We start from the raw sequence: 24,395 nt of genomic DNA, 5'->3' as shown, positions 1-24,395 counted from the left end.
GCGCACTACCGAGCGTGCGTGAACAACTCAGGAGGCAGGATCATGGCGAGGAAACCGTTCAAGGGCGTCATCAAGCTCGACGTTCGCGATTCCACCCCGGACTGGGACCCGTACACCCCACCGAAGGCGCCGGACGGTGCGCCCAACATCCTGATCATCCTGTACGACGACACCGGCCAAGCCGCGTGGGAGCCGTATGGCGGGCGCATCCACATGCCGACGCTGCAGCGGCTCGCCGATGGCGGGCTCACCTACACGCAGTGGCATACGACGGCGTTGTGCTCGCCGACGCGCTCGACGTTCCTCACCGGACGCAACCACCATCTCAACGGCATGTCGTGCATCACCGAAGGCGCGCAGGGCTATCCCGGCTGGAGCGGGCGCACGCCCGAGGAATGCGCCACCATCGGCCAGGTGCTGCAGGAAAACGGCTTCAGCACGTTCTGGCTGGGCAAGCAGCACAACGTGCCCGAGCAGGACATCTGCGCCGGCGGCAACCGTTCCGAATGGCCGGTGCAGAAGGGCTTCGACCGCTTCTACGGATTCATCGGCGGCGAGACGAACCAGTGGTATCCGGACCTGGTCGAGGACAACCGGTTCATCGACCAGCCTTACGGGCCGGAGGACGGCTATCACCTGTCGAAGGATCTGGTCGACCAGGCGCTGCAGATGATCCGCGACCAGAAGGCGAGCAATCCGTCCAAGCCGTGGTTCATGTGGCTGTGCCCGGGTGCGAACCACGCGCCGCATCATGCGCCGAAGGAATACGTCGACAAGTACAAGGGCAAGTTCGACGACGGCTACGAGGCGTACCGCGAATGGGTGATGGAACGGATGATCGAGCGCGGCATGCTGCCGGCCGGCACGAAGCTCACGCCGATCAATCCGGTTCCCGACGGCGTGGCGAACGTCGCCGATGCGGTGCGGCCGTGGGATTCGCTCAACGATGAGGAAAAGCGCCTGTTCGCGCGCATGGCCGAGGTGTATGCGGGATTCTCCGAATACACCGACACGCAGATCGGCCGCATCATCGATTACCTCGAACAGAGCGGCCAGCTGGAGAACACGCTGGTGTTCTATTGCGCCGACAACGGCGCATCGGGCGAAGGCAGCCCGTCGGGCTCGGTCAACGAGAACAAGTTCTTCAACAACTATCCCGACGAGTTGTCCGAAAACCTGAAATACCTCGACGTGCTCGGCGGACCCGAGACCTACAACCACTACCCCACCGGCTGGGCCGTGGCGTTCTCCACGCCCTACCCGATGTTCAAACGTTATTCGCAGTACGCCGGCGGCACCGCGTGCCCGATGGTCATCCACTGGCCCAGGGGCATCAAGGCCAAGGGCGAGGTGCGCAACCAGTACCATCATTCGGTGGACCTGGTGCCGACCATCCTGGAAGCCTGCGGACTGGAAATGCCCAAGGTCTACCGCGGCGTGGAGCAGTATCCGCTGTCGGGCATCTCGATGCGCTATACCTTCGACGCCACGCCCGAAGCGCCGACCCGGAAGAAACGCCAGTACTACGCCATGCTCGGCACGCGCGGCTTGTGGGAAGACGGCTGGAAAGTCGCGGCGCTGCACGCACCACTCACCGGCAAGGGGCATTTCGACAAGGACCAGTGGGAGCTGTTCCATGTCGACAAGGACCGTTCGGAATCGACGAACCTCGCCGACCAGCATCCGGAGAAGGTCGAGGCGCTGGTGAAGGCGTGGTTCGAGGAAGCCGAGAAGAACAAGGTGCTGCCATTGGACGATCGCAGCGCGGCCGAACTGCTGGGCGTGGAGCGCCCCACCGAAGAGCCGCCGCGCGAGCGCTACATCTACTATCCGGGCACCTCGCCGGTGCCGGAAGGCGTGGCGGTGAACACTCGCGGGCGTTCGTACAAGATCCTCGCGGACGTGGAGATCGACGACGCCGACTGTTCGGGCGTGATCTTCGCGCACGGTTCGCGCTTTGGCGGGCACGCGTTGTTCATCAAGGATCGCAAGCTCTACTACGTATCGAACTTCCTGGGCATCAAGCCGGAGCAGAAATTCGTGTCCAAGACGCAGCTCAAACCCGGCCGCTATACGCTGGGCATGGAGTTCACCCGCGAGGAGGCCGGCCCGCACGGCGAATCGCTGGGCTCCACGCGCCTGTACGTCAACGACCAGGTGGAAGCCGAGGGCAGGATGAAGACGCAGCTGGGCAAGTTCACGCTGTCGGGCGATGGCCTGTGCATCGGCCGCGACAGTGGCGACGCGGTGAGCGAGGAGTACATTACGCCGGGTGACTTCAAGGGCGGACGCATCCAGTTCGTCGGCGTCACGGTCGAGAAGGCGCAGTACCTGGACCTGGAGAAGCTCGCGGCGGCGGCGATGGCGGCGGACTGAGCGTCGGCTCTCGCATCGGCGCGTTCCTGTCGCACTGCGCTGCCCAGGCGGCGCAGTGCGTTCGTCAAGCTGTCGGGAGGCTGGATGGGCACGTACTCCTCGTCGTTCCCCTATGCGCCGCTGTGGCTGCTGGCGCTGGTGTTCTTCGCGAGCCTGATCGTCGCGCGCGAGGTCGGCGCCTACGTGCGACGGCGCCGCGGTTCTTCCGCGACGGACACCGACGCCTTCGCGATGACCTCGGTACTGGGCCTGTTCGCGCTGCTGATCGGCTTCACCTTCTCCATCGCGCTGTCGCGCTACGAGGAGCGCCGCGTACTGGTGGTGAAGGAAGCCAATGCGCTCGGCACGACGTGGCTGCGCACGCAGCTGCTCGATTCACCCGACCGCGAGCGCATGCAGGCGCAGCTGCGGCGCTACGTGGACGCGCGGCTCGCCTTCGGCAAGGCGCGCAATGCGGACGAGGAATTGCAGCAGCAGCGGCGTACCGAAGCCCTGCAGAACGAGCTTTGGACGACGCTGATGTCGGCCACCGCGTCCTTCCGCGACACGCCGCGCGCATCGCTGCTGGTGAGCACGACCAACGACTCCATCGACCTGGCCGCCGAACGCTTCGCCACGCGCCAGGCGCACGTCCCGCCGCGCATCCTGCGCATGCTGTGGCTGTTCGCGCTGCTGGCCGCGGCGATGGCCGGCTACGAACGCGCTTCGCACCGCAGGTCCACCACGTTGCTGCTTGCGCTGTTCACGCTGGCGGCGGCGTTGGTGATCGATCTGGATCGGCCATCCACCGGGATGATCAATGTGCCGCAGCAGCCGATGCTGGATCTGCGGGACTCGATGGGGCCTGGGCGGCCGTAATGCTGTAATCACGCGGGCTGGCGCGTTGGCGCTGCCGGCTATCCGTCCGGCGGCGGCTTCGCGCTGCCGTCCGGCTCGCGAAGCCCCGCCTCGATTTCTTCCACGACCCTGGCGCCAGACGAGGGCCACCCGCTTTCCATCGGACCGACGCATCCCCAGCAATCACCGCCGCAATCGATCGAAAGCGGATCCGCTGCAATTCCGAGCGTGCGACCGCAGATGTTGCAGCGGGAATTCAACGTCGATCCATCCTCGAGCAAGAGACAGCCAGACGACCCGGAAGCATGCGCGGCATCGGTCGGAAGCGGACATTAGCATCAACATCCTCCTTGCCGGCGTTACCCTTCCGCAGGCATCGCAGCAACACGCTTGCGGACATCTTCCAGCATGCCATCCAACGCCTCGCGGTCGTGGACCTCGCCTCGCAGAATGACGGTGTCGATGCGGCGGATCGCGCCGATGTCCTTCATCGGGTCCGCATCGAGCAGCACCACGTCGGCGGCCTTGCCTTCCACCAGGGAGCCGTGCGTCGCGTCCTTGTGCAGGAAACGCGCGCCGTTGATCGTCGCCGACTGCAACGCCTGGAGCGGCGTGAGGCCGTATCGCACGAACAACGCCAGTTCCTCGTGCAGCGCGATGCCCGGGTAGTTGAACGAATTGAGGAAGCCGTCATCGGTGCCCGCGAGGATCGTGACGCCGGCCTCCTGCAACAGCGGCAGGATCGCCGCCTGCGTTTCGAAGCGCCGGTGGCGACGGGCGATGGCCGCCGCATCGTCCTTCGATGCGCGCTCCACGCGCCACGCGTACGTGGCCTGCAGGCCGGGGCCGATGTACTTGAGGTAGTCGTCGCTGGCGTGGTCGTTCTGGTCCAGGTACGCCGTGACGAGACTGCCGTTGAGCGTCGGCGTCACCGCGGTGCCGATGCGGGCGAGCCGGCGATACGCCACGCGTGCCGATTTCTCGTCGAACGTCGCGTCGACCTGGTCCCAGACGCCGCGCGAATCCAGTTCGCCCGCCGCGAAACGCCGGCTCAGTTCGGCCTCGCCCGGGGCGCCCGCCTTGTACGCGTAGGCGATGTGCTCGATGGACCCCAGGCCCGCGTCGCTGGCCTGCGCGACCGGAACGGCCATCGGAATGTGCGCGGAACTGATCATGCCGCGCGCCTTCACCTTCTCCAGCGCCTTCAGGAACAGCGCCGGGCTCAGCGTGTTGTCGGTGATCTTGATGAAATCCACGCGCTCGGCGGCGAGGCGGTCGAGGGCCTGGTCGAGTCCGGCTTCGCTGTCGATCTCGATGTCGCCGGGCCAGATCGAGTCCTTGCCTTCGATTTTCGGCCCGGAGGTGAAGATCGTCGGCCCGGCCTCGCGCCCGGCGGCGATCGCGTCGCGCCACTGGAAGACGCTGGCGCTGAGATCGCCGGCGGCGTCGCGCACCGCGGTGATGCCATGGGCGACGTACAGCGGCAACAGGGCGCGGTTCTCCTCGATCAGCTTCTCGCCGCCGCCGAAGTGGACGTGCATGTCCCACAGGCCGGGGATCGCGTACTTGCCGCGGCCGTCCACGATCCGGCGCGCTTTGCGGTCGGGCTTCGCGGCGGTTCCGGTGATGGCGACGATGCGCCCGTCGCTCAGCGCGAGGTCGCGGTGCGCGTGGCGTTTTCCGTCCACCACGTCGATGAGGGTCACATCGCGCACCAGCACGTCGACCGGTTCGGAGGCCGCTTCGCGCGCCAGCAGCGGCCCTGCCGCGAGCATCGACAGGGTGAACGCCAGCAGCCCGCGGGCACAGCCCCGCAGGGCATGATCGATGGATGTCATGGCGCGACTCATCGCGTGCCCTCCTCTGCCAGGATCGCTTCGATCCCGGTGTAGCCCAGCCGGCGCGCATGCTCCATCGGCGTCACGCCTTCGCGATCGGCGATCGCCTGATCCGCGCCCGCCTCCAGCAGCAAACGCACGATCGCCTGATGACGTTCGCCTCCGTCGCCGAGGATCACCGCCTCGAGCAGCGCCGTCCATCCCAGCCGGTTGACGTGGTCGACGTCGACGCCGATGTCGATCAGCCTGCGGACGGTTTCCACGTGGCCGCGTTCCGCAGCCGGAATCAGCGCCGTGCCGCCATAGCGGTTGGTGCTGTGCAGGTCCGCGCCGTGCGCGAGCGTCAGTTCGAGGATCTCCAGGTGCCCGCGCGCGCCCGCGTACAGGTACGGGCTGTCGTCGATCGCGTCCTTCGCATTCACGTCGGCACCGGCGCCGATGAGCACACGCGCGGTCTCCACGCGGCCGCCGTGCGTCGCGGCGAGCAGCGCCGTGCGTCCGCGCCAGTCGCGCTGCTCGATATCGGCGCCATCGCGCAGCAGCCGCTCGACCGTGCGCGTATGGCCCGACTCAGCGGCCTCCACCAACAGCGTGTCCTTCGACAGGGCGAACCCCGTCGCCATTGCCGCCACCGAGGCGACGCCCACCATCGTTGCCATGATCTTCGCTCCCGAACGCATGCGTGCTCCAGTCGTGCCGACTGCGACCATGGAGCAAGCCTAGGAGTCGTCCCGCACCATTGTAAAATTGAATAAATCCATCCAGATCAGTGGAGAATCGAATAGCCATGTACGATCCCACGCTGCTGCGTGCCTTCGTCGCCGTGGTCGAACAGGGGGGGTTCACCCGCGCGGCCGAGACGCTGCACCTGACCCAGTCGACCGTCAGCCAGCAGGTGAAGCGCCTGGAACAGGACGCCGGGCACGTCCTGCTGGACCGCAGCGGCCCGCAAGCGACCACGACCGAAGCCGGCGAACGCCTGCTGGGCTACGCGCGACGACTGCTGGCGCTGGGCACGGAAGCGCGCGCCGCCATGGGCCAGGCGCCGCGGCAGGAGGTCATCCGCATCGGCCTTCCGGAAGACCTCGGTGGACGGGCACTGACGCCCACGCTCGCGGCGTTCTCACGGCGCCGCGGCGCGGTGGTGCGGCTCGAAGTCACCAGCGGCCTGAGCAACGACCTGATCGCGCGGTACGCACGCGGCGAGTTCGAACTGATCCTGGCGAAGCAGCGTCGTCCCGGCGGCGTCCGCGCGTGGCCGGAGAAACTGGCGTGGGTGGACAGCCTCCGCCACCCCTGCCTTGACCGCGATCCCGTGCCGGTGGCCGTGTTCCCGGAAGGCGGCCTGTACCGCGAGGAGATCTTCGGCTGGCTCGATGCGCAGCGCCGGAACTGGCACGTGGCCTACAGCAGCCCGAACCTCGCGAACCTGCAGGCGGCCGTCGGCGACGGCCTCGGTCTCAGCCTGCTGCCGCTGCGCGCGGTGCTCTCTTCCCATCGGCTGCTTGGAAAGAAGGAAGGCTTCGCGCAGTCGCCCGCGCTCTGGCTGGCGATGCACCATCCCGCCGGCGCGTCTCCCGCGACGCTCGAACTGGCGACGAGCCTTGCGCTGAGGTGCGATGAGCTTGCGAAGGTGGGGGATTGAGGCGGCCAGGGGCGACACCTCTTCAGCATTGTTGCGCCGACGATCGAGGCGACGTCGGCTATCGGCCCGGAGCGGACGCCTCACGTTCGAAGCGTTCGCCGGCAGTGCGGTCCTGCCGGCATTCGTCCATCGCCGCAGGTCGATCCTTCCACTCGTGGTAGACGTTGTAGCCGAAGCACACGTGGTCGCAGCCGCCTCCCACGTTCCGGCCGTCCGGGCTGGCCAGGCAGGTCAGCACGCAGTCGACAGCAGGCGTACATTGCGCAGCGCCCAGCCTTGCCGCGAGACAGGATTGATACGGATTTAGCTCATGCTGTGGTCGTTGCCGGCATTGGTGAAAGTGCCCGATGTCCCCGACGTCCGGAGGGGGCGGGAAGTGCTGTGCTGAAGTGATCGATTGCTCCGGTGCCTTTCCCGTCACCCTCGAAGTATCCCGCGAGCACCCGGCGCACAGGAACGCAACCAGCGTGAACAGCACCGCGGCCGAGGCTCGTCCTGCGGATGTTTCAGCGCGCTCCATCGGTCATCCTCCATGAAATACGAATGTCCGGTATGCGTCGACCACGAACATTGGCACTGCTCGCCCGCCCGTCCTGTCCCGCATGTCCGCTATCGGCCAGCAGCCGTCATCGGATCACCATTCGTTCCAATACCGAAAGCCTATCTTGCAGTTGCTGTTCGGTGTCGGCCATCACCCAAATATGCGCGACATACCCGTTCTTTCTATCCAGCATCAATAAGGTCTGCCGGCCCCACGGCTGCTCGCCCTCTGTCGCGTCCAGGTGATACCACGCGACGCGCCTACCCGCGACCCGGCCCTTGCCGCTACGGACAGCTCCGTCCGAATGAAAGCTGGGATGGTTGCCGAGATAGGCGCCGAAGGCGGTGGCTTCCGAACCAGGTTCACGGGCGTAGCAAACATCGAAGTCCGGTCCTTCTTGGTAGGACCAAGCCAAATTGGAGTAGCCAGGCAACTCGGGACACACTTCAATGGATCGCGCCGCTGCCGACGCGGAGAAGGCCATCGCAGCAGCAAAGACAACGAGGTGTTTCATGTGAACTCCAGATCGACGAATGCATTGCCGAAAGACCTCGAATAATGTCCGCTTAGGGCCGAAAGCGGACATCAACACCGCGCCATGCTCCATGACCCGCCACCGCCCGCAATCACGAAACCGGACGCTTCCGCACACCAACCCCATGCTCGTACACGAGCTTCCCGCCCATCCACCCCGCTAGACCCATGGCGACGAAGCCCAGTGTGCTCAGTCCGATGCCGAGCGCGTCGGGGCGGGCCAGCGTGGTTCCGTCCAGGCGGAAGAACAGGCTCGCGGCGTAGCAGCACCAGGTGGTCATCATGAGCAGCATGTGGCGCGTGGCGTCCCGGTTCGCCGCGCTGTCGGCGTCCAGTTTCAGCAGTTCGACGAAGCCCGTCGCCATGGCCGCGAGGGCGGTGACGACGCCGACCACGATCGACACGCCCGCGAACCGCCACGCGGGCTCTCCCCACAGCAGGCTCGCGAGGTCGCCCGCGGTGCCCAGCGACCACGTCGCGATCGGGAAGTGGACCAGCGCGGGATGCAGCGGATGCTTCATATCCCCAGCACCGCGCTGAGCAGCGTGAGAAACCCGACCACGGCGACGCCCGCGTGCAGGAAAACCACGCCTTTCGGCGCGACCTTCTTGCGCAGGTGGATCGACGCGAGATAGAAGCCGCCCAGCGCCGCCAGGACCAGCAGACCCAACGCCGCGGTGACGCGTCCGGCCGCCGAACCCTGCAGCACGACGACGACCAGCAACACCAGGCCGCTGGCCCCCAGCAAGGCGTGCAGCAGCGAGATCGCCCAGAGCGCCAGTCGACCCCTCAGCACGCTGGCGGCCAGCACCAGCCCGCCCAGCGCGGCGATGGCGAAAATGCACAGTGCATAGATCAACATGTCGATCCTCCGTCGGGTTCTGGAAGCAACGGCGCGGTGATGTCAGTCGCCACGCGAATCGGTGTCCTGCATGCGAAGCCGTTGCATCACCGCGTCGGTCATGCGATCGCAGCGCGCCCCGAGGAACGGGAACGCGTCGTGCAAGGTCTCCGACAAGGTGTCGTGCAGCGCCGCACGCAACAGGCGACGCGCGCGGTGCAGGCGCGTCTTCACCGTTTCGGGGCGCAGGTCGAGGCTGGCCGCGGTTTCCTCGACCGTGCAGTTCTCGATTTCGCGCATGACGAACACGATCCGGAACGGCTCGGGCAGATGATCGATGGCCTGTTCGATCAACCTGCGCGCCTGGTCGCGCGCCGTCGCGGCGGCGGGGTCCTCGTCGCCGAACTTCGCGGGAAACGGAAGGATGCTTGCGCTGTCCATCTGCGATGCCTCGATTTGTTCAACACCCACGACAAGGCGAAGCCCGCGCAGTCGCCCATAGGCTTCGTTGAGCACGATGCGCGTCAGCCAGGTCAGCAGCGCGGCGTCGCCCCGGAAGGTCGGGAGCTTCTCGAACGCATGCGCATACGCCTCCTGGACCACGTCCTCGGCTTCGGCGTCGTCGTTGACCACGCCGCGCGCCACGCGGAACAGCCGCTGGTTGCTGCGCCGCATGATGTGGCGGAACGCCTCGCGGTCGCCATTACGCACCGCTCCCACCAGCGCGGCGTCGTCCATCGAGGCGTAGTCGACGGAAAGCATGTTGCCTGGCCTGGCCATGGTGTTTTCCCTCCTTCTACTCATCGGATGCGGCAGCGGGCGTGAGGTTCCCGGGTTCGCACCGCTGAGGCTGGCAATCCCTCAAGAGGACCAGCCTGCCTGCATCAGTGCGTGCGCATGGCCACGAACCTGGCACTGGCCCGCGCCCCTCATCCCACATGCTAAGTTCGCAATCAAAGTCGCAGGAGCGACCAGGGGGACAGGGGCATGATCAAGCGATGGACGGCCTGCGTGCTGCTGGCGTGCGCGATGGCGTTCGGTGCGCACGCCGCGGCGCCGAAGGTCGACAGCGGCGACGTGCCGCCGGACCTGTTCGGCAAGGACGAATCGGGCCAGCCGATCTCGCTGGAAAGCTAGCGCGGCAAGGTGGTGATCGTCACCTTCTGGGCGACATGGTGCCCCTACTGCCTCAAGGAACTTCCTGTCCTGGAGAACATCCAGAATCTCGCCGGAAAGGACCGCATCGAAGTCATCGCGGTCAACTGGAAGGAAGACCGCAACACGTACCGCGCCATCAAGCGCAGGCTCAAGGACCTGACGCTGACCCTCACCAGCGACGCCACCGGCCGCATAGGCGAGGCCTACGGCGTCCAGTCGATCCCGCACATGCTGATGATCGGGAAGGATGGACGCGTGGACAGCGTCCGTCGTGGCTACACCGAAGACGACCTGGACGAGATCGCCGCCGATCTCAACCGGCTGTTGAAGGCCCCTGCTCCCGATGCCACGACGGCAGCGTCAGCTGCGACGAGTCCGCCGGCTGCAACCGGACCTGCGCCCTGACTCCTGACGGACGCCGCTGCGCGCGGCGCCCTCAATCGTCTGCCGATGCAGGAGGCGCGACAGGCGCTCTGGCGTCATGGATCACCTCCCCGCCCCGCACGGTCATCCGCACGTCGGCGTACGCGTCCGACGCACGTTGCGGATCGGTGCCGAGCACGACCAGATCGCCCGCGTATCCCTCCTCCAGCCGGCCGCGCACCTTCGATTGACCGAAGCGCTGCGCCGGCGCGGTGGTCAGGCTGGCGAGGATCTGCCGCCAGTCCAGGCCGGCGCCGGCCATCAGGCGGTACTCCGCACGCGTGTCGTAGGTCTCGATGTAACCCGCGTCGGTGCCGAACAGGATCTGCCCGCCGCCGCGCGCCATCGCCCCGAGCTGCTGCTGCGCGCTGCCGACGAAACGCTTCACCACCGATTCGGGCGCGTTCTCGCGACGCAGCTCGGATTCGAACAGCGTCAGCGTGGGCACGAAGGCCACGTCTTCGGACTTGAGGCGCTCCACGAACGCCGGCGACCACTCGCCCGCATCCGGCGCCGCATGCACCAGCACGTCGACGCCGCTGTCGAGCGCAACCTCCAGGCCCGCCTGATCGGTCGGATGCGCGAACGCCGGCTTGCCGTGCGCGTGCGCTTCGTCCACCGCGGCGCGGGCGATCTCGCGCGACATCGGCAACACGCCTTGCGGTGGCCCGACGATCGCGCCGGTGAACAACTTCACGCCGTCCGCGCCCGCTTCGAGCTGCGCCGCCGCGCGCGCCCGCGCCTGTTCGGCGGTGGCAACCTCGCCGCTGGGCGTTTTCGTGCGCTGCCACAACTCGCGCACGTAGATCGGCGTGCCGTGCTCCGGGAAGAACGGCATGTCGACGGTCAGCAACTGCGGCCCGACGACTTCGTCCCGCTCGATGCGCGCGCGCAGGGCGCGCACGTCGCCCGGAAGCGAGGAGATGTCGAACAGCGTCGTGAAGCCCCAGCGCGTGAAGCGCTCGCGCAATGCGTCGTTCAGCGCCTGCGCGGGTCGTTCGTCGGGATCGAGGAACGGCGGCGAGGTCAGGTGCACGTGGCTGTTCCAGAAACCCGCGGTGACGCTGTTGCCGCGGCCGTCGATCACGCGCACGCCGTCGGGCACCTTGATGCTCCCGCGCGGACCGACCGCCGCGATGCGGCCGTCGCGGATCCACACCGTCGCATCGTCGATCGGTGCGACATCGGGCGCGGGATACACCCGTGCGCCCACCACCGCCAGATCCTGCGCCAGCGCGGGACTCGCCAGCGCGAGGAGCACGGCGCCAGCGAGTGCGTGAATTCCTTGAACGACGTTCGCCATTGGGCGCTCCTCATGTGGAAAGCCGCATCGTGCAACACGCGGCCTGCGCGGTGAACCGCCAGAAGTCAGGAAATCGATCCGCATCTCCGCACCGCACGCGAGGCGGTCATCCACTGTCTGGATGCGCCGCATGTTCGACCAGTTGCATGGCGAGCCTGGCCCACGGCGGACGCTGCCCGACGAAGAGCGCCTCGCGCGGCTCGAACAGCGTCGGATCGTCCAGGCTGCCCGCGTAGATCGTCACGAACCCTGGCGCCGACTGCGGCGTGCCGAACAGCAGGCTGCCGCATTGCGTGCAGAAATTCCGGATCGCGGGCTGGCCGCTGCCGCCCTGCGTGATCGACTGCCTGATCGGCCCCGATGACGCGAACGACGTCTTGTCCACGCCGAGCACCGGCACGCCGCCGGTGCCCGATGCGCGCTGGCAGTCGCGGCAGTGGCATATGCAGGAAAACAGCGCCGGCCCCGGCGACCGGTACTGCGCCGCGCCGCACAAGCATCGACCGGTGATCATCGACCGCCTCCGGTGTATCCGCTGTCGGGCGAAGACTACTCTGCTATCCAGGCGCGCGCCCGCTCTGGTAGCCCGGGTAAGCGAAGCGCACCCGGGGCCGACACCGCTGCAGCCCTATCCGGCCCATCGATACGCACGCGCGCTCGCCCCCTTGGCCGCTCAAGGCAACGCCATTACGTTCGGCTGTAATACAAGGCCGAACCCTGCCCGCCTTCGGGCAGTGCACTCCGCAACCGCACCTCGCCCCACGCGATCAAACAGGAGAGAACCGATGACCAGGTGGACGACGTTGGGAAGCATCGCGGCGCTGGCCTGCGGCTACGCGGGGTGGTCGGATGCGCAGACGGTCGCCGCCGCGACGTCGGCGCCTACACCCGCAACCGGCACGGCCACGCAGGGCGATCGCCTGGTGCTGGCCGACAACGAGTCGTTCCTGCTCCCGCTGGACGACATGAAGAACGTCCACCCGAGCTATCCGCAGGACCTGCTTGGCCGCAACCTGCCGCCGCGCACGGTGTGCCTGAAGGTGGGCATCGACGAGAAGGGCGCCGTCACCGTCGTCTACAAGGCGCCGGTCACGGAGTTCTGCCCCGCGGGTGCCGAGCCCGAGTTCCTCGCCGCATCGGAACAGGCTGCCCGGACGTGGAAGTTCGACCCCGCGCTGCGATGCGTTTTCCGCAATGTGGCGGACAAGGAGCGCGCCGTGGCCAGTTGCGACGGCGGCAAGTCGGTTCCGCAGGCCGTCACGCTGGTGTATCGATTCCGCTTCGAACAGACCGACGGCAAGCCCAAGGTGCATGTGATCGGCGGATAGCGTGCGGTAGCGCCGCCTACCCCGTCGTTCCCTGATGCAGCGTCAGCCACTCGCGCGGCGACGAGCCCGTCCTCCTGCGGAACGCGCGCGATAACGACGGCGCATCGACGAATCCCAGGTCCAGCGCGACCTGCTTCACCGATCGCCCGGCGCGCAGCAGCGAGGTCGCCACGTTGAGTTTCCAGTCCAGCGAATACGCGGCCGGCGTCGTGCCGGTGGCCGCCTTGAACGCGGCGGCGAACGCGCTTCGCGACATGCCCGCGGTGGCGGCCATGCGTTCGAGCGACCAGTCCGCATCCGGCGCTTCATGCAGCGCGATCAGCGCCTTGGCGAGCCTCGGATCGGACAGGCCCATCATCATTCCCTGCGACACCCGCGCTTCCTCCGGATGGTCGAGGATCCATCGCAGCACCTGGATCAGTACCACTTCGAACAGGCGGTTGACCAGCAGCCTGGAACCGCATCGCACCTGATCGGATTCGGCGAACAGCAGGTCCAGCGCGGCGCCCAGTCCCGCGATCCGTTCCAGCGGCAGCGCGACGAGATCGGGCAGCGACTGGACGATCGGGTTGCGCACGCCGCCGTCGAAATCGAGCGTCGCGCAGGTGAAGTCCGAGCCGTCGACCGGCGGGTTGATGAACTCGTGATGCACCGCGCGCGCAAACAGCAGCAACGTCGGCTCGGAGAGATGCGTGCGCGACTTTCGCGGTCCCTGCCCGTGCAGCATGTCCATCTCGCCCCGGCGCAGCACGTGCAGGAAACCGCGACCGGGTGTCGCGTCGAACACCTGATGCCCGCACAACGGGCCGGAATGGAACAACGAGGCCTGGACGCGGAAGCGTTCGAGCACCGGCGTGAGCCGGTCGATCGGAGCGCCGGCCGTTTCCGCAGTGGTCGCGGATTCCTTGGACGGAATGCCATCTTTCAGCGACATATCGCCACCAATCGTCCCATTCGGGTCCCTAGTATGCCCCTCAACCGGCCATCCCGGACGGTCCAACAGGAGCCCGCTCTCATGTCCCGCATTCCCCTCGTCAACCCGCAAGACACCCACGGCGAACGCCAGGCCCTCCTCGGCCAGATCCACTCGGCGTTCGGCGCCACGCCCAACATGTTCCGCGCGGTCGCCAACTCCACGGCCGCATTGAAGAGCATGTGGGGCGCGTTCGGCGCGCTCGGCGGCGGCGTCATTCCGGCGAAGCTCGGCGAGCAGATCGCCGTGGCGATCGCCAATCGCAACGCGTGCGGATACTGCCTCGCCGCGCACACCGCGCTGGGCCGCAAGGCCGGCGCCAGCAGCGAGGAGATGACCGCCGCGCAAGGCGGCGAATCGCAGGATCCGAAGACCGCCGCCGCGCTCCGCTTCGCGCTGCGCGTGGTCGAAGGTCGCGGCGAGATCGCGGACGCCGACGTCGCGGACCTGCGCGCGGCCGGCTTCAACGACGAGGAAATCGTCGAGATCCTCGCGCACGTCGCGCTGAACCTGTTCACCAACTACGTCAACGTGGCGTTCGCGGTTCCGGTCGATTTCCCCGGCGTCAAACTGCGTTGATGCCACATCGCTCCAGCGCTGGCCGGGAATGCGCCCGGCCAGCCATTCGAGGACGACTCCGATGTCACAGGCCTACGTTCCCATCAATTGCGAATTCCACGACGTGCTGGAAGCGACTGCCGTGCGCCGGCAGCCGGCGACCATCCGTTATCTCGATGAAGAGGGACACCTGCGCGTCGTTCAGGCGCGGATTCTCGATCTCCATGCGGCCGATTCGGTGGAGTACATGCGCCTGGACGATGGCGGCGTCGTGCGGTTGGATCGGATTGTCGGCGTGGACGATGCGGAACGCGGAGCCTTCGAGGCTTGAGACCCACGGGGTGATCCAGCTCGATCTCCGCTGTCGGCCAATAGCAGACATGGGCCAACGCCTGATCGAGCTGGCCAGCGAAGCGGGCTCGGCTTGAATGAATTGTCAGCCATCATCGGGCGAACCCGAAGAGAGCACCTTTCTATATCCGCCAGGTGTTCGAACGCGGCGGACGCACGCAGGCCACCGCCTATGTGCGTGCGACGTTCCCCGGGCGGGATGGCGCCGTTCCTCCCGCGACGGTACTGGCGAGCGCCGGGCAATCCAGTCGAACCTGCACGCATGCCATTGCTGGTGTCGCATCTGCAGGCCCCCGCCCGCACGATGCGACTTGAACAGATGGAAGGCGATGGGGTCCGAACGCCGTTGGCCGTCAAGAACCAGCAAGCGCTGAGGTCCTGTTCGACCCCGGCATCCTTCGAGGCTGCGTCTTCACGGAGCTACAAACCCGTCATTCCCACCGGAAGCGTACTATCGCGACCAGGCACAAGCCGACCAGGGAGCGGAACCTCATGAAGACGAAGATGCACTGGCTTCTTTCCACCGCGATGTTCTGCTGCGCGACGTCGGCAGCGGCGGGATCGACGGATACCTCGCCGCTGGTGGGCCGTTGGGCGCTCGACGTGTCGAAGCTGGCGATGCCGCCGGATGCGCGTCCGAGAAGCGTGACCATGGAATTCCGCGATGCCGGCGACGGGAAATGGACGACGCAGGTGGTCATCGTGCATCCCAGCGGCGAGCAGATGCATGCCGAAACGTCGCTGTCGCTGGACGGCAGCCCCGGACGCATCGGCGGCAACTACTGGGCCGACGTATCCGCGGTGAAGATGCCCGCGTCGAACGTGCTGGTGATGCAGCTGGCCGACGACGGCAAGCCGGCGTCGACGCGCATCTATTCGGTCGGCGGGGATCGCGCCACGATGACCGAAACCAAAGCCATCTTCGGCGACGACGGCACGCCGATCCTGCAGACCAACACCTTCACGCGCCTGCCATAGCGCGCCAGGGGCGCACCCGCCGCGCAGCGCGGGTGCGCCGGATTCCGTTCAAGATCCGGTACGGATCGACAAGGGCCGCCGATCGCGAAAGCTCCCATCACGCGGGGTTCGATGCGCACCTGGATAAGCCGCTTGAGAACGCCCTACCCGCTGCACCCGCCACAACACACCGAAGGCAGCCGCTGCACGTCCGACGCGGACACGTCGCACCCCGCATCGCGCAGGACGGACACGAGCGTCGGTATGTCGAACACGCCAGCGATGCGGAGCGAACCGCCGTCCGCATCGACCAGCGCGGCGGGGTCCACTTCGCGGAGGGCTTCGTCGATCCGCGCGAGATCGACGGAACTCAGATCGAGGGCGACGGCGAATTCCATGCGGTGTTCCTTTGTGGTGTGGAGCCTGCGCGCGAGCCGCTGCCGATCGATCTCAGCGCAACGGCTCCGCAAGGAAAGGGCCGCCCGCTAAGGCGGCCCGGTGGCCTTACCGGGTGACGACCAGCTTGCCCTTCATCAGCATCGAATGGCCCGGAAAGCTGCAGAAGAAGCTGTAGTCGCCGCCGGCGGTGAGCTTCTTGCCGGGGAAGGAGACCTTCGTCTTCTGCCCGCCGCCGACCAGCGTGGTCGCGGCGATCACGCGCGCATCGGCCAAATTGACGTAGTGGCCGGCGACGCCCGCCTTGAAGCCGTCGCGTGCGACGGCGTCCAGGTCCTTCGTCGCGGTGACGACGACGTTGTGCCCCATCGCCGCGGCCGGCAGCTTGCCGGTGTGCGTGAGTTCGACGGTGATGGTCGGGCACGATGCGGAGACGGTGGCCTCCTTCAGATCGAACTTCATCGCATCGTCGCCCTTGAGCGCGACGGTGCAGTTGCCGGCGGCCTGGGCGAATCCGGCAGCGCCGAGCAGGCCGGCGAACAGGAGGGAACGGGTGACGAACTTCATGGCGACTCCTTTGGATGGAAACGTGTGGGTGAAAAGCGAAGCGACGGTCAATGCGCGACCATCGGAACGGACAGGTGATCGCGGACCGTCTCGACGAAGCGCGGATCGGGTTGCAGGCCCGTCACCTCGCTGCGCGCGACGATGCGTCCGTCGCGGTCCAGGAGGATCAGGACGCTGGTGTGATTGAACGTGCCGTCGGGCTGCGCGCGATAGCGGATGCCCAGCGCCGCCGCGAGCGTGCGCACGTCGGCGTCGTCGGGGCGGAGCAGCCGCCAGTGCGCGTCGTCGAGGCGATGCGCCTGCGCCACTTCCCGCAGCGCGGCGGGCGTATCGCGCGCCGGGTCGATGCTGATCACCGCGACGTCGAGCGCGTCGCGCTGCCGCGGTTCAAGGCGCGTCTGCAGCGCCTTTCCGCTGGCGACGATCAGCGGACACATCAGGTGGCAGTTGGCGTAGAACATCGAGACCATCGTCGGCCGGCCGCGCAACTGCCGCCACGCGAGCGGGCGACCGTCCTGGTCGACGACGTGCGCGTCCACCTGGTAGACCGAATCGCCGGGAAGCGGCGTGTCGTCGGCGATCGCGGGCATTGCCACCGCGAACAGCAGCGCGATGACGTGAATTCCTCGAAGCAGTCGTTTCATGGCGAACTCCGTGCGCAACGGAAACCCAGGTTGCCCAGCGTGCTGCGCGGCTCCATCGCCGACAGCAGGGCGACCCGTTTGAGAATGGCGTAGTCGTCGCGATTGGCGAACGACAGCCCGGTGGCGCCGCAGAACTGCAGGCGGTCGCCGTCGTCGGACCCGCGCTTGTCGGCGTCGCCCAGCAACGTGGCGTAATCGCCGACCCACTCCCACGCCGCGCCGTGCGTGCCGGACACGCCGCACGCATTGGGCAGCGCGCCCGGACGTGCGTCCATCGCGCGCGGCGTGCCGTCGTCGAAGGTGCGTGCGCGCCATGCGGCGTCGCCGCGGGCGTCGTGGCGGGCGGCGTCCGCTGCGGCGACGTACTCCCATTCGGGCCAGTCGGGCAGGCGCGCGCCGTTCGACTTGCAGTACGCATCGGCGGCGAACCAGCTCACGTGCGTCACCGGCGCATCCTCGGGAACGGCATCGCCGGCGTCGTCGGCATCGCGCCAGTTCGACAGATAGCCCGCATCGGCGAGCAGCGAAGGCACCTGCCCGCGCTTCCATTGGGGATGCGTGCGCACGAACGTCTCGAACTCGGCAACGGTGACCGCGCGGACGGACAGTTCGAAGGCGGCGACATCACGCGTGCCGTCGTCGCCTTCGTAACGAACGGTGGATCGGATTTCGCCCGCCGGAATCTCGACGAACCGCCCGGCGGGCTCCGCTTGCACTGCCGGCGGCGTGGCCGCCAGCAGTGCGGTTGCGAGGATGGAAGCGGCAAGCATGCGATTGCCCTCCTCTCGTTTCGTGCTTCAGTGACCGGCCTGTGCCGGCGCCGTGTATTCCCCGCTGGCCTGCTGGCCGGTGTAGATCGACGCGTCCTTCTCGCCGTCCACCTTGAGGATGCCGAGCGTGCCCTTGTGGAAGGTGCGGAAGATGCTGTGGTCGACCAGCACGAAATTGCCCGGCACGTCCGCCTTGAACTCGACGATCGCCGAACCACCGGCGGGCACCAGCGTGGTCTGCACGTTCTCCTGGTACTTCGAACCGCCTTCGGTGTAGACCTTGTCGAAGATCTCGCCGATCACGTGGAAGCTCGACACCAGGTTCGGACCGCCGTTGCCGACGTACATGCGGATCGTCTCGCCCGCCTTCGCCGTCAACGCGTTGTCGCCCGTCAGCGCGCCTTCCGAACCGTTGAACACCACGTAGGTCGGATGCTCGTCGATGGCCTTTTCCAGGCTGAAAGGCTGCAGTCCCGGATCGCCGTGCTTGCCTTCGGTGTAGAAGTCGCCCTGCATGACGTAGAACTCCTTGTCCACCTTCGGCAGGCCTTCCGGCGGCTCGACCAGGATCAGGCCGTACATGCCGTTGGCGATGTGCATGCCTACCGGCGGCATCGCGCAGTGGTAGACGTACAGGCCGGGATTCATCGCCTTGAAGGTGAACTTGCTCTTGTGGCCCGGCAGCGTGAACGTCGCTTCGGCGCCACCGCCCGTGCCTGTCACGGCATGCAGGTCGATGTTGTGCGGCATGTGCGAGTCGTGCGCGTTCTTCAGCGTGAACTCCACCGTGTCGCCCTGGCGCACGCGGATGAAGCTGCCCGGCACGGTTCCACCAAACGTCCAGAAGTTGTAGGTGACGCCGTCGGCCAGGCGCATGTCCTTCTCGATCACTTCCAGATCGACCACGACCTTCGCCGGTTTGTTGCGGTTGGTCGGCGGCGGCACCAGCGGCGGTGCGGTGAGCACGGCCTGGATGGTGTCTTTCGGCGCCGGGGCTTCGTTGTGGTCCGCGGCGACCGCCACCGGCACGCCGAAGCCGAGCGCGCATGCCAGTGCGTAATGCAGCAGCACATTCCCCTTTCCCTGTGTTGCACGAATCATGGGTTGCTTGCCTTGCGAATGGCTTTCCAGCCGTTGGGCGCACATTAGGTACGCCACCGCATGCCCGCCTTGATATAGGTCAAGCCTTTCGCCGGCCTGTTCAGCCGATTCGGCACGATTTGATCAGGATCATTTTTGCGGTGATCCGGCACGCGGAGACTTCGCTCCGACACGCGACCTGCGCGCAGGTCGCCAGCGAATTCCTCGACACGACCGGTGACTTCCATGCCCTGCTCCACTGCGTTCCGCCGTCGCGACCGCATCCCCGTCGCGCATCCGCTCTGCGTCGCCCTTTCGCTGCTGATCGCCGGCACGTGCGCGGCGGCCGACGGCACCGCTCCACATCACGCGGGCGACGGCATGGTCACGCTCGACACGCTCGTGGTGACCGACGTGACGCCCACGCTGGCGATGACCTTCGTCACCGACACCAAACTGCCGCGCCAACCGGTTCCGGCCAGCGACGGTGCCGACTACCTCAGGACGGTGCCGGGCTTTTCGCTGATCCGCAGCGGCGGCACGAACGGCGATCCGGTGCTTCGCGGCATGTTCGGTTCGCGCCTGAACCTGCTGACCGATGGCGGCCACATGCAGGGCGCGTGCCCGGCGCGCATGGACAACTCGCTCTCGTACGTGTCGCCGGAAACCTACGACCGTCTCGAAGTCATCAAGGGCCCGCAGACGGTGCTGTGGGGGCCCGGCGCTTCGGCGGGCACGGTGCGTTTCGAACGCGACATCCCGTTCTTCGACGCGCCCGGTGCGCAGTTCAACGGCAGTCTCACGTTCGGCAGCTTCGACCGCAACGACCAGGTGATCGACACGGCTTTCGGCAACGCCGATGGCTACGCGCGCGTCACGGCGAACCGTTCCGAAGCGGACGACTACGAGGACGGCGACGGACGCACCGTGCCGTCGGCCTGGAAGAAATGGAATGCCGACGTCGCGTTCGGCTGGACGCCCGACGCGGATTCGCTGGTGGAAGTGAGCACCGGCAGGGGCGACGGCGAAGCGCGATACGCCGGCCGTGGAATGGACGGATCGCAGTTCGCCCGGACCACGTACGGCCTGCGCGCGGAACGCCGCAATCTGGAGGGCGCGTTCGACAAGATCGAGGCGCGGCTTTACTACAACGACGTCGACCACGTCATGGACAACTACACGCTGCGCGATCCCGACCCCGACAGCAGCATGCCGATGCCGATGGCGAGCAACGTCGCGCAACGAACGCAGGGCGGACGCCTCGCGCTGGCGTGGAATACGGACGCGTGGGATCTCAACGCCGGCCTCGACGTGCGCGACAGCCTGCATCGCAAGCGCAGCGCGATGGGACGCGATGCGTACCGCAGCCAGCCGTGGACCACCGACGCGCGTTCCGACAACATCGGCGTGTTCGCGGAACTGGGCTGGAACTTCGCCCCGCGACAGCGGCTCGTCGGCGGCCTTCGCGTCGATCGCGCATCGGTGCAGGACGAACGCGCGAGTACCGGCGGCATGATGCCGCAGCCGAATCCGACGCACGGCGTGACGCGCCGCGAAACGCTCCCGTCCGGGCTCATCCGCTGGGAAGTCCAGCCGCAAGGCTCGGCGACGATGTGGCATCTCGGCCTGGGCCACGTGCAGCGCATGCCGGACTACTGGGAACTGTTTTCCCCGACGCTGGGCCCGGCCGGTTCGATCAACGCGTTCGCGGGTATCGAACCCGAACGCACCACCCAGCTCGACATCGGCATGCACTACCGCGAAGGCCGCTGGGACGCGTGGGCGTCGCTGTACGCGGGGCGCATCCAGGACTACATCCTGTTCGAATACGCCGAAGGCACGATGGGCTCGATCACGCGCGCGACCAACGCCGATGCCGACACGCGCGGCGGCGAACTCGGCGTCGAGTTCCGTCCGAACGGCGAATGGAAACTCGGCGGCAGCCTCGCCTATGCGTGGGGCGACATCGACGGCATCGGCGCGATGCCGCAGACGCCGCCGCTGGAAGCGCGCCTCAACGCCGCCTACGACAACAAGCGCTGGTCGCTTGGTGCGCTGCTGCGCGTGGCCGCCGCGCAGGATCGCGTGAATCCGGGCTACGGCAACGTGGTGGGACAGGATCTCGGCACGACGCCCGGCTTCGCGGTGTTCTCGATCAACGGCGGTTACCGCTTCACCAAGCGGCTCCAGCTCGCCGCCGGCATCGACAACCTCTTCGACCGCACCTACGCCGAACACCTGAACCTGGCCGGCAACAGCGCGTTCGGTTATCCCGGCGAACCGGTGCGTATCCACGAACCGGGTCGCAGCGCGTGGCTGAAGCTCAACTACAGGTTCTGAACGCCGCGTGCGTCGCGCGGGCAAAGTGCCGCGCCCTTGACTTCGGTCAAGGGCAGGCACCCGGGTGCGGACCTAGCCTGAGCACCCGACCTGCAGAGAACACCTCGATGATCGCCGTGCACAACCCGCAACCGCTCGACGAGCGCGAAGCGCGCATCACCCGCGCACTGCGCGAATTCGATCCGGACGCCGTCGTCGATTTCGAATCCGAAAACGGACAGCTGAGCATCTCGACCGTGCTCGACGAACTGGAGGTCATCGCCATCCTCGGCGGCCTCGGCGTGGACGCGGCGCCCAAGCGCGTCCGTGGCGAGGACGAGGACGCCCATCGCGAGGGCGGATGCTGCGGCGGCTGTGGCTGCGGCTGATCGCCACGCCCCTGCATCACGATGAGTTTCCACGATCTGCGCCAGTTCCTCGATCTGCTGTCCGCACGCGGCCAGCTGCTCGAGATCGACGCACCGATCGATCCGGAACTGGAAAGCACCGCGCTGAGCCTGCGCGCGCTTCGCGCCCGCGGGCCGGCGCTGCTGATGCACAACCCCACCGGATCGGCGCATTCCTTACTGGGCAATCTGTTCGGCCATCGTTCGCGCATCGAACTGGCGATGGGCGACCGGCCGATCGCATCGCTGCGCGAACTCGGCGAGCTGCTCGCGGCGATCAAGGAACCGCGCTGGCCGTCGAGCCTGCGCGGCGCGCTCGCGACGTGGCCGGAACTCGCGCAGCTGGCGCATGTCGCGCCGAAGCGCGAGCCCGATGCGGCGTTCGATGAGGAAGTGCTCGAAGGGGCGGACATCGATCTGCGCCGCCTTCCGATCCAGCGCTGCTGGCCCGAGGACGTGGACCGCCTGATCACCTTCGGTCTGGTGATCACGCGCGGCACGCGGCAGGAGCGGCAGAACGTCGCGATCTACCGGCAGCAGCCGATCGGCCGTAACCGCGTGATCATGCGTTGGCTCGCCCATCGCGGCGGCGCGCAGGATTACGCGAGCTGGCAGGCGGCGCATCCACAGCGGCCGTTCCCGGTGCTGGTGGCGATCGGTGCGGACCCCGCGACAATGCTCGCCGCCGTGGCGCCGGTGCCCGACACGCTGTCCGAATACGAATTCGCCGGCCTCCTGCGCGGCGCGCGCACGCGCGTGTGGCACAGCGAACTGACCGGACTCGATGCGCCCGCCGGTGCGGAAATCCTGCTGGAAGGCTTCATCCATCCCGACGACACCGCGCTGGAAGGCCCGTTCGGCGATCACACCGGCTACTACAACGTGCAGGCGCCGTTCCCCGTGCTGACCGTGGAACGCATGCGCCTGCGGCGCAACGCGATCTACCACGGCAGCTACATGGGCCGCGCGCCGTTCGACGAGCCTTCGGTGCTGTCGATGGCGCTCAACGACATCTTCGTGCCGATCCTGCGGCGCGTGTTCCCGGAGATCGTCGACTTCTACCTGCCGCCGGAAGCCTGTTCGTACCGCGTGGCGGTGGTCAGCATCCGCAAGCAGTACGCGGGCCACGCGCGGCGCGTGATGCTCGGCGTGTGGTCGTACCTGCGCCAGTTCACCTATACCAAGTTCGTGATCGTGACCGACGAGGACATCGACGTGCGCGACTGGGGCGCGGTGATCTGGGCGATCTCCACGCGCGTGGACCCGGCGCGCGACAGCGTGCTGATCGAGAACACGCCGATCGATTACCTGGATTTCGCGAGTCCAGGTTCCGGCCTGGGTTCCAAGCTCGGCCTGGATGCCACGCGCAAATGGGCCGGCGAAAGCGACCGCGAATGGGGCCGGCCGATCACGCTCGATCCGCGCGTGGAACGCCGCATCGATGCGATCTGGGAGCAGCTGAGCCGCTCGCGCAGCGGCGAAGGCGACTACGGAGGCGACGACGCGCGTTGAGGCGTCACGCCGTCCTTCCCCACGCGACTGGAGTTCCCATGCAACTCGTCTGCCCCGCCGGCAACCTGCCGGCGCTGCGCGCGGCCATCGACGCCGGCGCCGATGCGGTGTACCTCGGCTTTCGCGACCAGACCAATGCGCGCGCGTTTCCCGGACTGAACTTCAGCGACGATGAGATCCGCCAGGGCATCGCCTACGCCCACGCGCGTGGCGCCAGCGTCTACGTCGCGCTGAACACCTATCCCGACAGTGCGCGCCTCGCGCACTGGCATCGCGCCGTGGACACAGCCGCCGGGCTCGGCGTGGACGCGATCATCGCGGCGGAAATGGCGGTGCTCGATTACGCCTGCAAACACCATCCCGCCCTGCCCCGGCACCTGTCCGTGCAGGGCTCGGCGACGACCGCGCCGGCGCTGCGTTACGCGCACGAGCGCTTCGGCATCGCGCGCGCGGTGTTGCCGCGGGTGCTATCGGTGCAGCAGGTGGAACGCCTGTGCCGGACCGCGCCGGTGCCGCTGGAGGTGTTCGCGTTCGGCAGCCTGTGCATCATGGTCGAAGGACGCTGCCAGCTGTCGAGCTACGTCACCGGCGCATCGCCGAACCGGCACGGTGTGTGTTCGCCCGCGAAGTTCGTGCGCTGGGAGGAGCACGCCGGCGGCGAGCGCAGCGTGCGGCTGAACGACGTGCTGATCGACCGTTTCGAACCCGACGAACCGGCGGCGTATCCGACCGTCTGCAAGGGCCGGTACGGCGTCGGCGGCGAGATCTTCCACGCGCTGGAGGAACCGACCAGCCTCAACACGCTGGAACTGCTGCCGCGTCTCGCGCAGGCGGGCGTGGCCGCGCTGAAGATCGAAGGCCGCCAGCGCGGCGCCGCGTACGTCGAAGCGGTCACGCGCACCTGGCGGGCCGCGCTGTCGCGTTATCGCGACGCACCCGCCGGATGGACACCGCAACCGCAATGGCAATCCACCCTCTCCGCCCACGCCGAAGGTCGCCAGACCACGCTCGGCCCCTACCACCGCGCCTGGCACTGA

The 24,395-nt window shown here is 67.4% G+C and carries 27 protein-coding genes and 1 pseudogene; 13 read left to right on the top strand and 15 right to left on the bottom strand.

Annotated features, from left to right (window positions below; genetic code table 11):
- Positions 1-42: 42 nt before the first annotated feature.
- Together AC3ANK_RS08790 and AC3ANK_RS08785 are read left to right on the top strand one after the other, a co-directional pair.
- Positions 43-1,350: pseudogene (locus AC3ANK_RS08790) on the top strand (sulfatase-like hydrolase/transferase); the annotation flags it as partial.
- A 1,110-nt stretch (positions 1,351-2,460) separates the two neighbouring features.
- Positions 2,461-3,234, top strand: a complete 774-nt coding sequence (locus AC3ANK_RS08785) for a bestrophin-like domain (protein WP_206860446.1) — start codon at positions 2,461-2,463, stop codon at positions 3,232-3,234.
- Between the two features lie 338 nt (positions 3,235-3,572).
- On the opposite strand, the gene AC3ANK_RS08780 is transcribed toward AC3ANK_RS08785, so the two are convergent.
- Positions 3,573-5,051, bottom strand: coding sequence for an amidohydrolase family protein (locus AC3ANK_RS08780; protein WP_484172762.1), 1,479 nt, complete (start codon positions 5,049-5,051; stop codon positions 3,573-3,575).
- Positions 5,052-5,059: 8 nt separating this feature from the next.
- Complete coding sequence (locus tag AC3ANK_RS08775) at positions 5,060-5,710, bottom strand: ankyrin repeat domain-containing protein (protein WP_484172761.1); 651 nt, start codon at positions 5,708-5,710, stop codon at positions 5,060-5,062.
- 128 nt (positions 5,711-5,838) lie between these two features.
- Here AC3ANK_RS08775 and AC3ANK_RS08770 point away from each other — a divergent pair, with 128 nt between their 5' ends.
- Complete coding sequence (locus AC3ANK_RS08770) at positions 5,839-6,696, top strand: LysR family transcriptional regulator (RefSeq protein ID WP_484172760.1); 858 nt, start codon at positions 5,839-5,841, stop codon at positions 6,694-6,696.
- Between the two features lie 626 nt (positions 6,697-7,322).
- Here the strand turns inward: AC3ANK_RS08770 and AC3ANK_RS08765 are convergent.
- From AC3ANK_RS08765 to AC3ANK_RS08750, 4 genes are all read right to left on the bottom strand, one after another.
- The gene (locus AC3ANK_RS08765) at positions 7,323-7,751 is read right to left on the bottom strand and encodes a hypothetical protein (RefSeq protein WP_484172759.1); all 429 of its coding nucleotides are present in this window, start codon (positions 7,749-7,751) and stop codon (positions 7,323-7,325) included.
- Positions 7,752-7,863: 112 nt separating this feature from the next.
- Positions 7,864-8,292 (bottom strand): DUF2231 domain-containing protein, encoded by a 429-nt coding sequence (locus tag AC3ANK_RS08760; RefSeq protein WP_484172758.1) that lies wholly within the window; start codon positions 8,290-8,292, stop codon positions 7,864-7,866.
- Positions 8,289-8,633 carry a hypothetical protein gene (locus AC3ANK_RS08755; RefSeq protein ID WP_484172757.1) on the bottom strand — a complete coding sequence of 115 codons (345 nt, stop codon included), beginning with the start codon at positions 8,631-8,633 and terminating at the stop codon, positions 8,289-8,291. Before AC3ANK_RS08755 ends, AC3ANK_RS08760 begins: the two co-directional genes overlap by 4 nt.
- A 42-nt stretch (positions 8,634-8,675) precedes the next feature.
- On the bottom strand, positions 8,676-9,392 hold the full coding sequence (locus AC3ANK_RS08750) for an RNA polymerase sigma factor (protein WP_206858236.1): 717 nt from the start codon (positions 9,390-9,392) through the stop codon (positions 8,676-8,678).
- Between the two features lie 207 nt (positions 9,393-9,599).
- Between AC3ANK_RS08750 and AC3ANK_RS08745 the strand changes: the two genes are divergently transcribed.
- Both AC3ANK_RS08745 and AC3ANK_RS08740 read left to right on the top strand, forming a co-directional pair.
- On the top strand, positions 9,600-9,749 hold the full coding sequence (locus AC3ANK_RS08745; protein ID WP_484172756.1) for a hypothetical protein: 150 nt from the start codon (positions 9,600-9,602) through the stop codon (positions 9,747-9,749).
- Between the two features lie 9 nt (positions 9,750-9,758).
- Positions 9,759-10,175, top strand: a complete 417-nt coding sequence (locus tag AC3ANK_RS08740) for a TlpA family protein disulfide reductase (RefSeq protein ID WP_484172755.1) — start codon at positions 9,759-9,761, stop codon at positions 10,173-10,175.
- Between the two features lie 31 nt (positions 10,176-10,206).
- Here AC3ANK_RS08740 and AC3ANK_RS08735 read toward each other — a convergent pair whose 3' ends face one another.
- Both AC3ANK_RS08735 and AC3ANK_RS08730 read right to left on the bottom strand, forming a co-directional pair.
- On the bottom strand, positions 10,207-11,496 hold the full coding sequence (locus tag AC3ANK_RS08735; protein WP_484172754.1) for an amidohydrolase family protein: 1,290 nt from the start codon (positions 11,494-11,496) through the stop codon (positions 10,207-10,209).
- 106 nt (positions 11,497-11,602) lie between these two features.
- Positions 11,603-12,010, bottom strand: coding sequence for a GFA family protein (locus AC3ANK_RS08730; RefSeq protein WP_484172753.1), 408 nt, complete (start codon positions 12,008-12,010; stop codon positions 11,603-11,605).
- A 271-nt stretch (positions 12,011-12,281) separates the two neighbouring features.
- Between AC3ANK_RS08730 and AC3ANK_RS08725 the strand changes: the two genes are divergently transcribed.
- The gene (locus tag AC3ANK_RS08725) at positions 12,282-12,824 is read left to right on the top strand and encodes a hypothetical protein (RefSeq protein WP_484172752.1); all 543 of its coding nucleotides are present in this window, start codon (positions 12,282-12,284) and stop codon (positions 12,822-12,824) included.
- Between the two features lie 16 nt (positions 12,825-12,840).
- Here the strand turns inward: AC3ANK_RS08725 and AC3ANK_RS08720 are convergent, their stop codons facing one another.
- Entirely contained in the window at positions 12,841-13,758 is a 918-nt protein-coding gene (locus AC3ANK_RS08720) for an AraC family transcriptional regulator (protein WP_484172751.1), read from the bottom strand.
- Positions 13,759-13,839: 81 nt separating this feature from the next.
- Here AC3ANK_RS08720 and AC3ANK_RS08715 point away from each other — a divergent pair, with 81 nt between their 5' ends.
- The 3 genes from AC3ANK_RS08715 (at position 13,840) to AC3ANK_RS08705 (ending at position 15,684) form a co-directional block, all read left to right on the top strand.
- A complete protein-coding gene (locus tag AC3ANK_RS08715) occupies positions 13,840-14,376 on the top strand; it encodes a carboxymuconolactone decarboxylase family protein (RefSeq protein ID WP_484172750.1) in 537 nt (178 codons plus the stop codon).
- A 61-nt stretch (positions 14,377-14,437) separates the two neighbouring features.
- A complete protein-coding gene (locus tag AC3ANK_RS08710; protein WP_206858256.1) occupies positions 14,438-14,686 on the top strand; it encodes a hypothetical protein in 249 nt (82 codons plus the stop codon).
- A 512-nt stretch (positions 14,687-15,198) separates the two neighbouring features.
- Positions 15,199-15,684, top strand: a complete 486-nt coding sequence (locus tag AC3ANK_RS08705) for a LuxR family transcriptional regulator (RefSeq protein WP_206858259.1) — start codon at positions 15,199-15,201, stop codon at positions 15,682-15,684.
- Positions 15,685-15,827: 143 nt separating this feature from the next.
- Here AC3ANK_RS08705 and AC3ANK_RS08700 read toward each other — a convergent pair whose 3' ends face one another.
- From AC3ANK_RS08700 to AC3ANK_RS08675, 6 genes are all read right to left on the bottom strand, one after another.
- Positions 15,828-16,061 carry a hypothetical protein gene (locus tag AC3ANK_RS08700; RefSeq protein WP_484172749.1) on the bottom strand — a complete coding sequence of 78 codons (234 nt, stop codon included), beginning with the start codon at positions 16,059-16,061 and terminating at the stop codon, positions 15,828-15,830.
- A 106-nt stretch (positions 16,062-16,167) separates the two neighbouring features.
- Positions 16,168-16,626: an azurin gene (gene azu / locus AC3ANK_RS08695; RefSeq protein ID WP_484172748.1), complete on the bottom strand. Its 459-nt coding sequence runs from the start codon at positions 16,624-16,626 to the stop codon at positions 16,168-16,170.
- A gap of 47 nt (positions 16,627-16,673) precedes the next feature.
- Positions 16,674-17,270 carry an SCO family protein gene (locus AC3ANK_RS08690; protein WP_484172747.1) on the bottom strand — a complete coding sequence of 199 codons (597 nt, stop codon included), beginning with the start codon at positions 17,268-17,270 and terminating at the stop codon, positions 16,674-16,676.
- A complete protein-coding gene (locus AC3ANK_RS08685) occupies positions 17,267-18,040 on the bottom strand; it encodes a formylglycine-generating enzyme family protein (RefSeq protein ID WP_484172746.1) in 774 nt (257 codons plus the stop codon). The genes AC3ANK_RS08690 and AC3ANK_RS08685 overlap by 4 nt, the downstream gene beginning before the upstream one ends.
- Before the next feature lie 27 nt (positions 18,041-18,067).
- A complete protein-coding gene (gene nirK / locus AC3ANK_RS08680; protein WP_206858269.1) occupies positions 18,068-19,141 on the bottom strand; it encodes a copper-containing nitrite reductase in 1,074 nt (357 codons plus the stop codon).
- 44 nt (positions 19,142-19,185) lie between these two features.
- Positions 19,186-19,368: a hypothetical protein gene (locus AC3ANK_RS08675; RefSeq protein ID WP_484172745.1), complete on the bottom strand. Its 183-nt coding sequence runs from the start codon at positions 19,366-19,368 to the stop codon at positions 19,186-19,188.
- Here AC3ANK_RS08675 and AC3ANK_RS08670 point away from each other — a divergent pair.
- The 4 genes from AC3ANK_RS08670 (at position 19,367) to ubiU (ending at position 24,395) form a co-directional block, all read left to right on the top strand.
- Positions 19,367-21,460 carry a TonB-dependent copper receptor gene (locus tag AC3ANK_RS08670; protein ID WP_484172744.1) on the top strand — a complete coding sequence of 698 codons (2,094 nt, stop codon included), beginning with the start codon at positions 19,367-19,369 and terminating at the stop codon, positions 21,458-21,460. The genes AC3ANK_RS08675 and AC3ANK_RS08670 overlap by 2 nt on opposite strands.
- A gap of 107 nt (positions 21,461-21,567) precedes the next feature.
- Positions 21,568-21,828, top strand: a complete 261-nt coding sequence (locus tag AC3ANK_RS08665; protein WP_206858274.1) for a hypothetical protein — start codon at positions 21,568-21,570, stop codon at positions 21,826-21,828.
- 21 nt (positions 21,829-21,849) lie between these two features.
- Positions 21,850-23,358, top strand: coding sequence for a UbiD family decarboxylase (locus AC3ANK_RS08660; RefSeq protein ID WP_206858277.1), 1,509 nt, complete (start codon positions 21,850-21,852; stop codon positions 23,356-23,358).
- A gap of 38 nt (positions 23,359-23,396) precedes the next feature.
- Complete coding sequence (gene ubiU, locus AC3ANK_RS08655) at positions 23,397-24,395, top strand: ubiquinone anaerobic biosynthesis protein UbiU (RefSeq protein ID WP_206858279.1); 999 nt, start codon at positions 23,397-23,399, stop codon at positions 24,393-24,395.

This window comes from Lysobacter sp. SCRH-1R (assembly GCF_057747855.1).
This window is presented reverse-complemented; position numbering and strand designations above follow the sequence as displayed.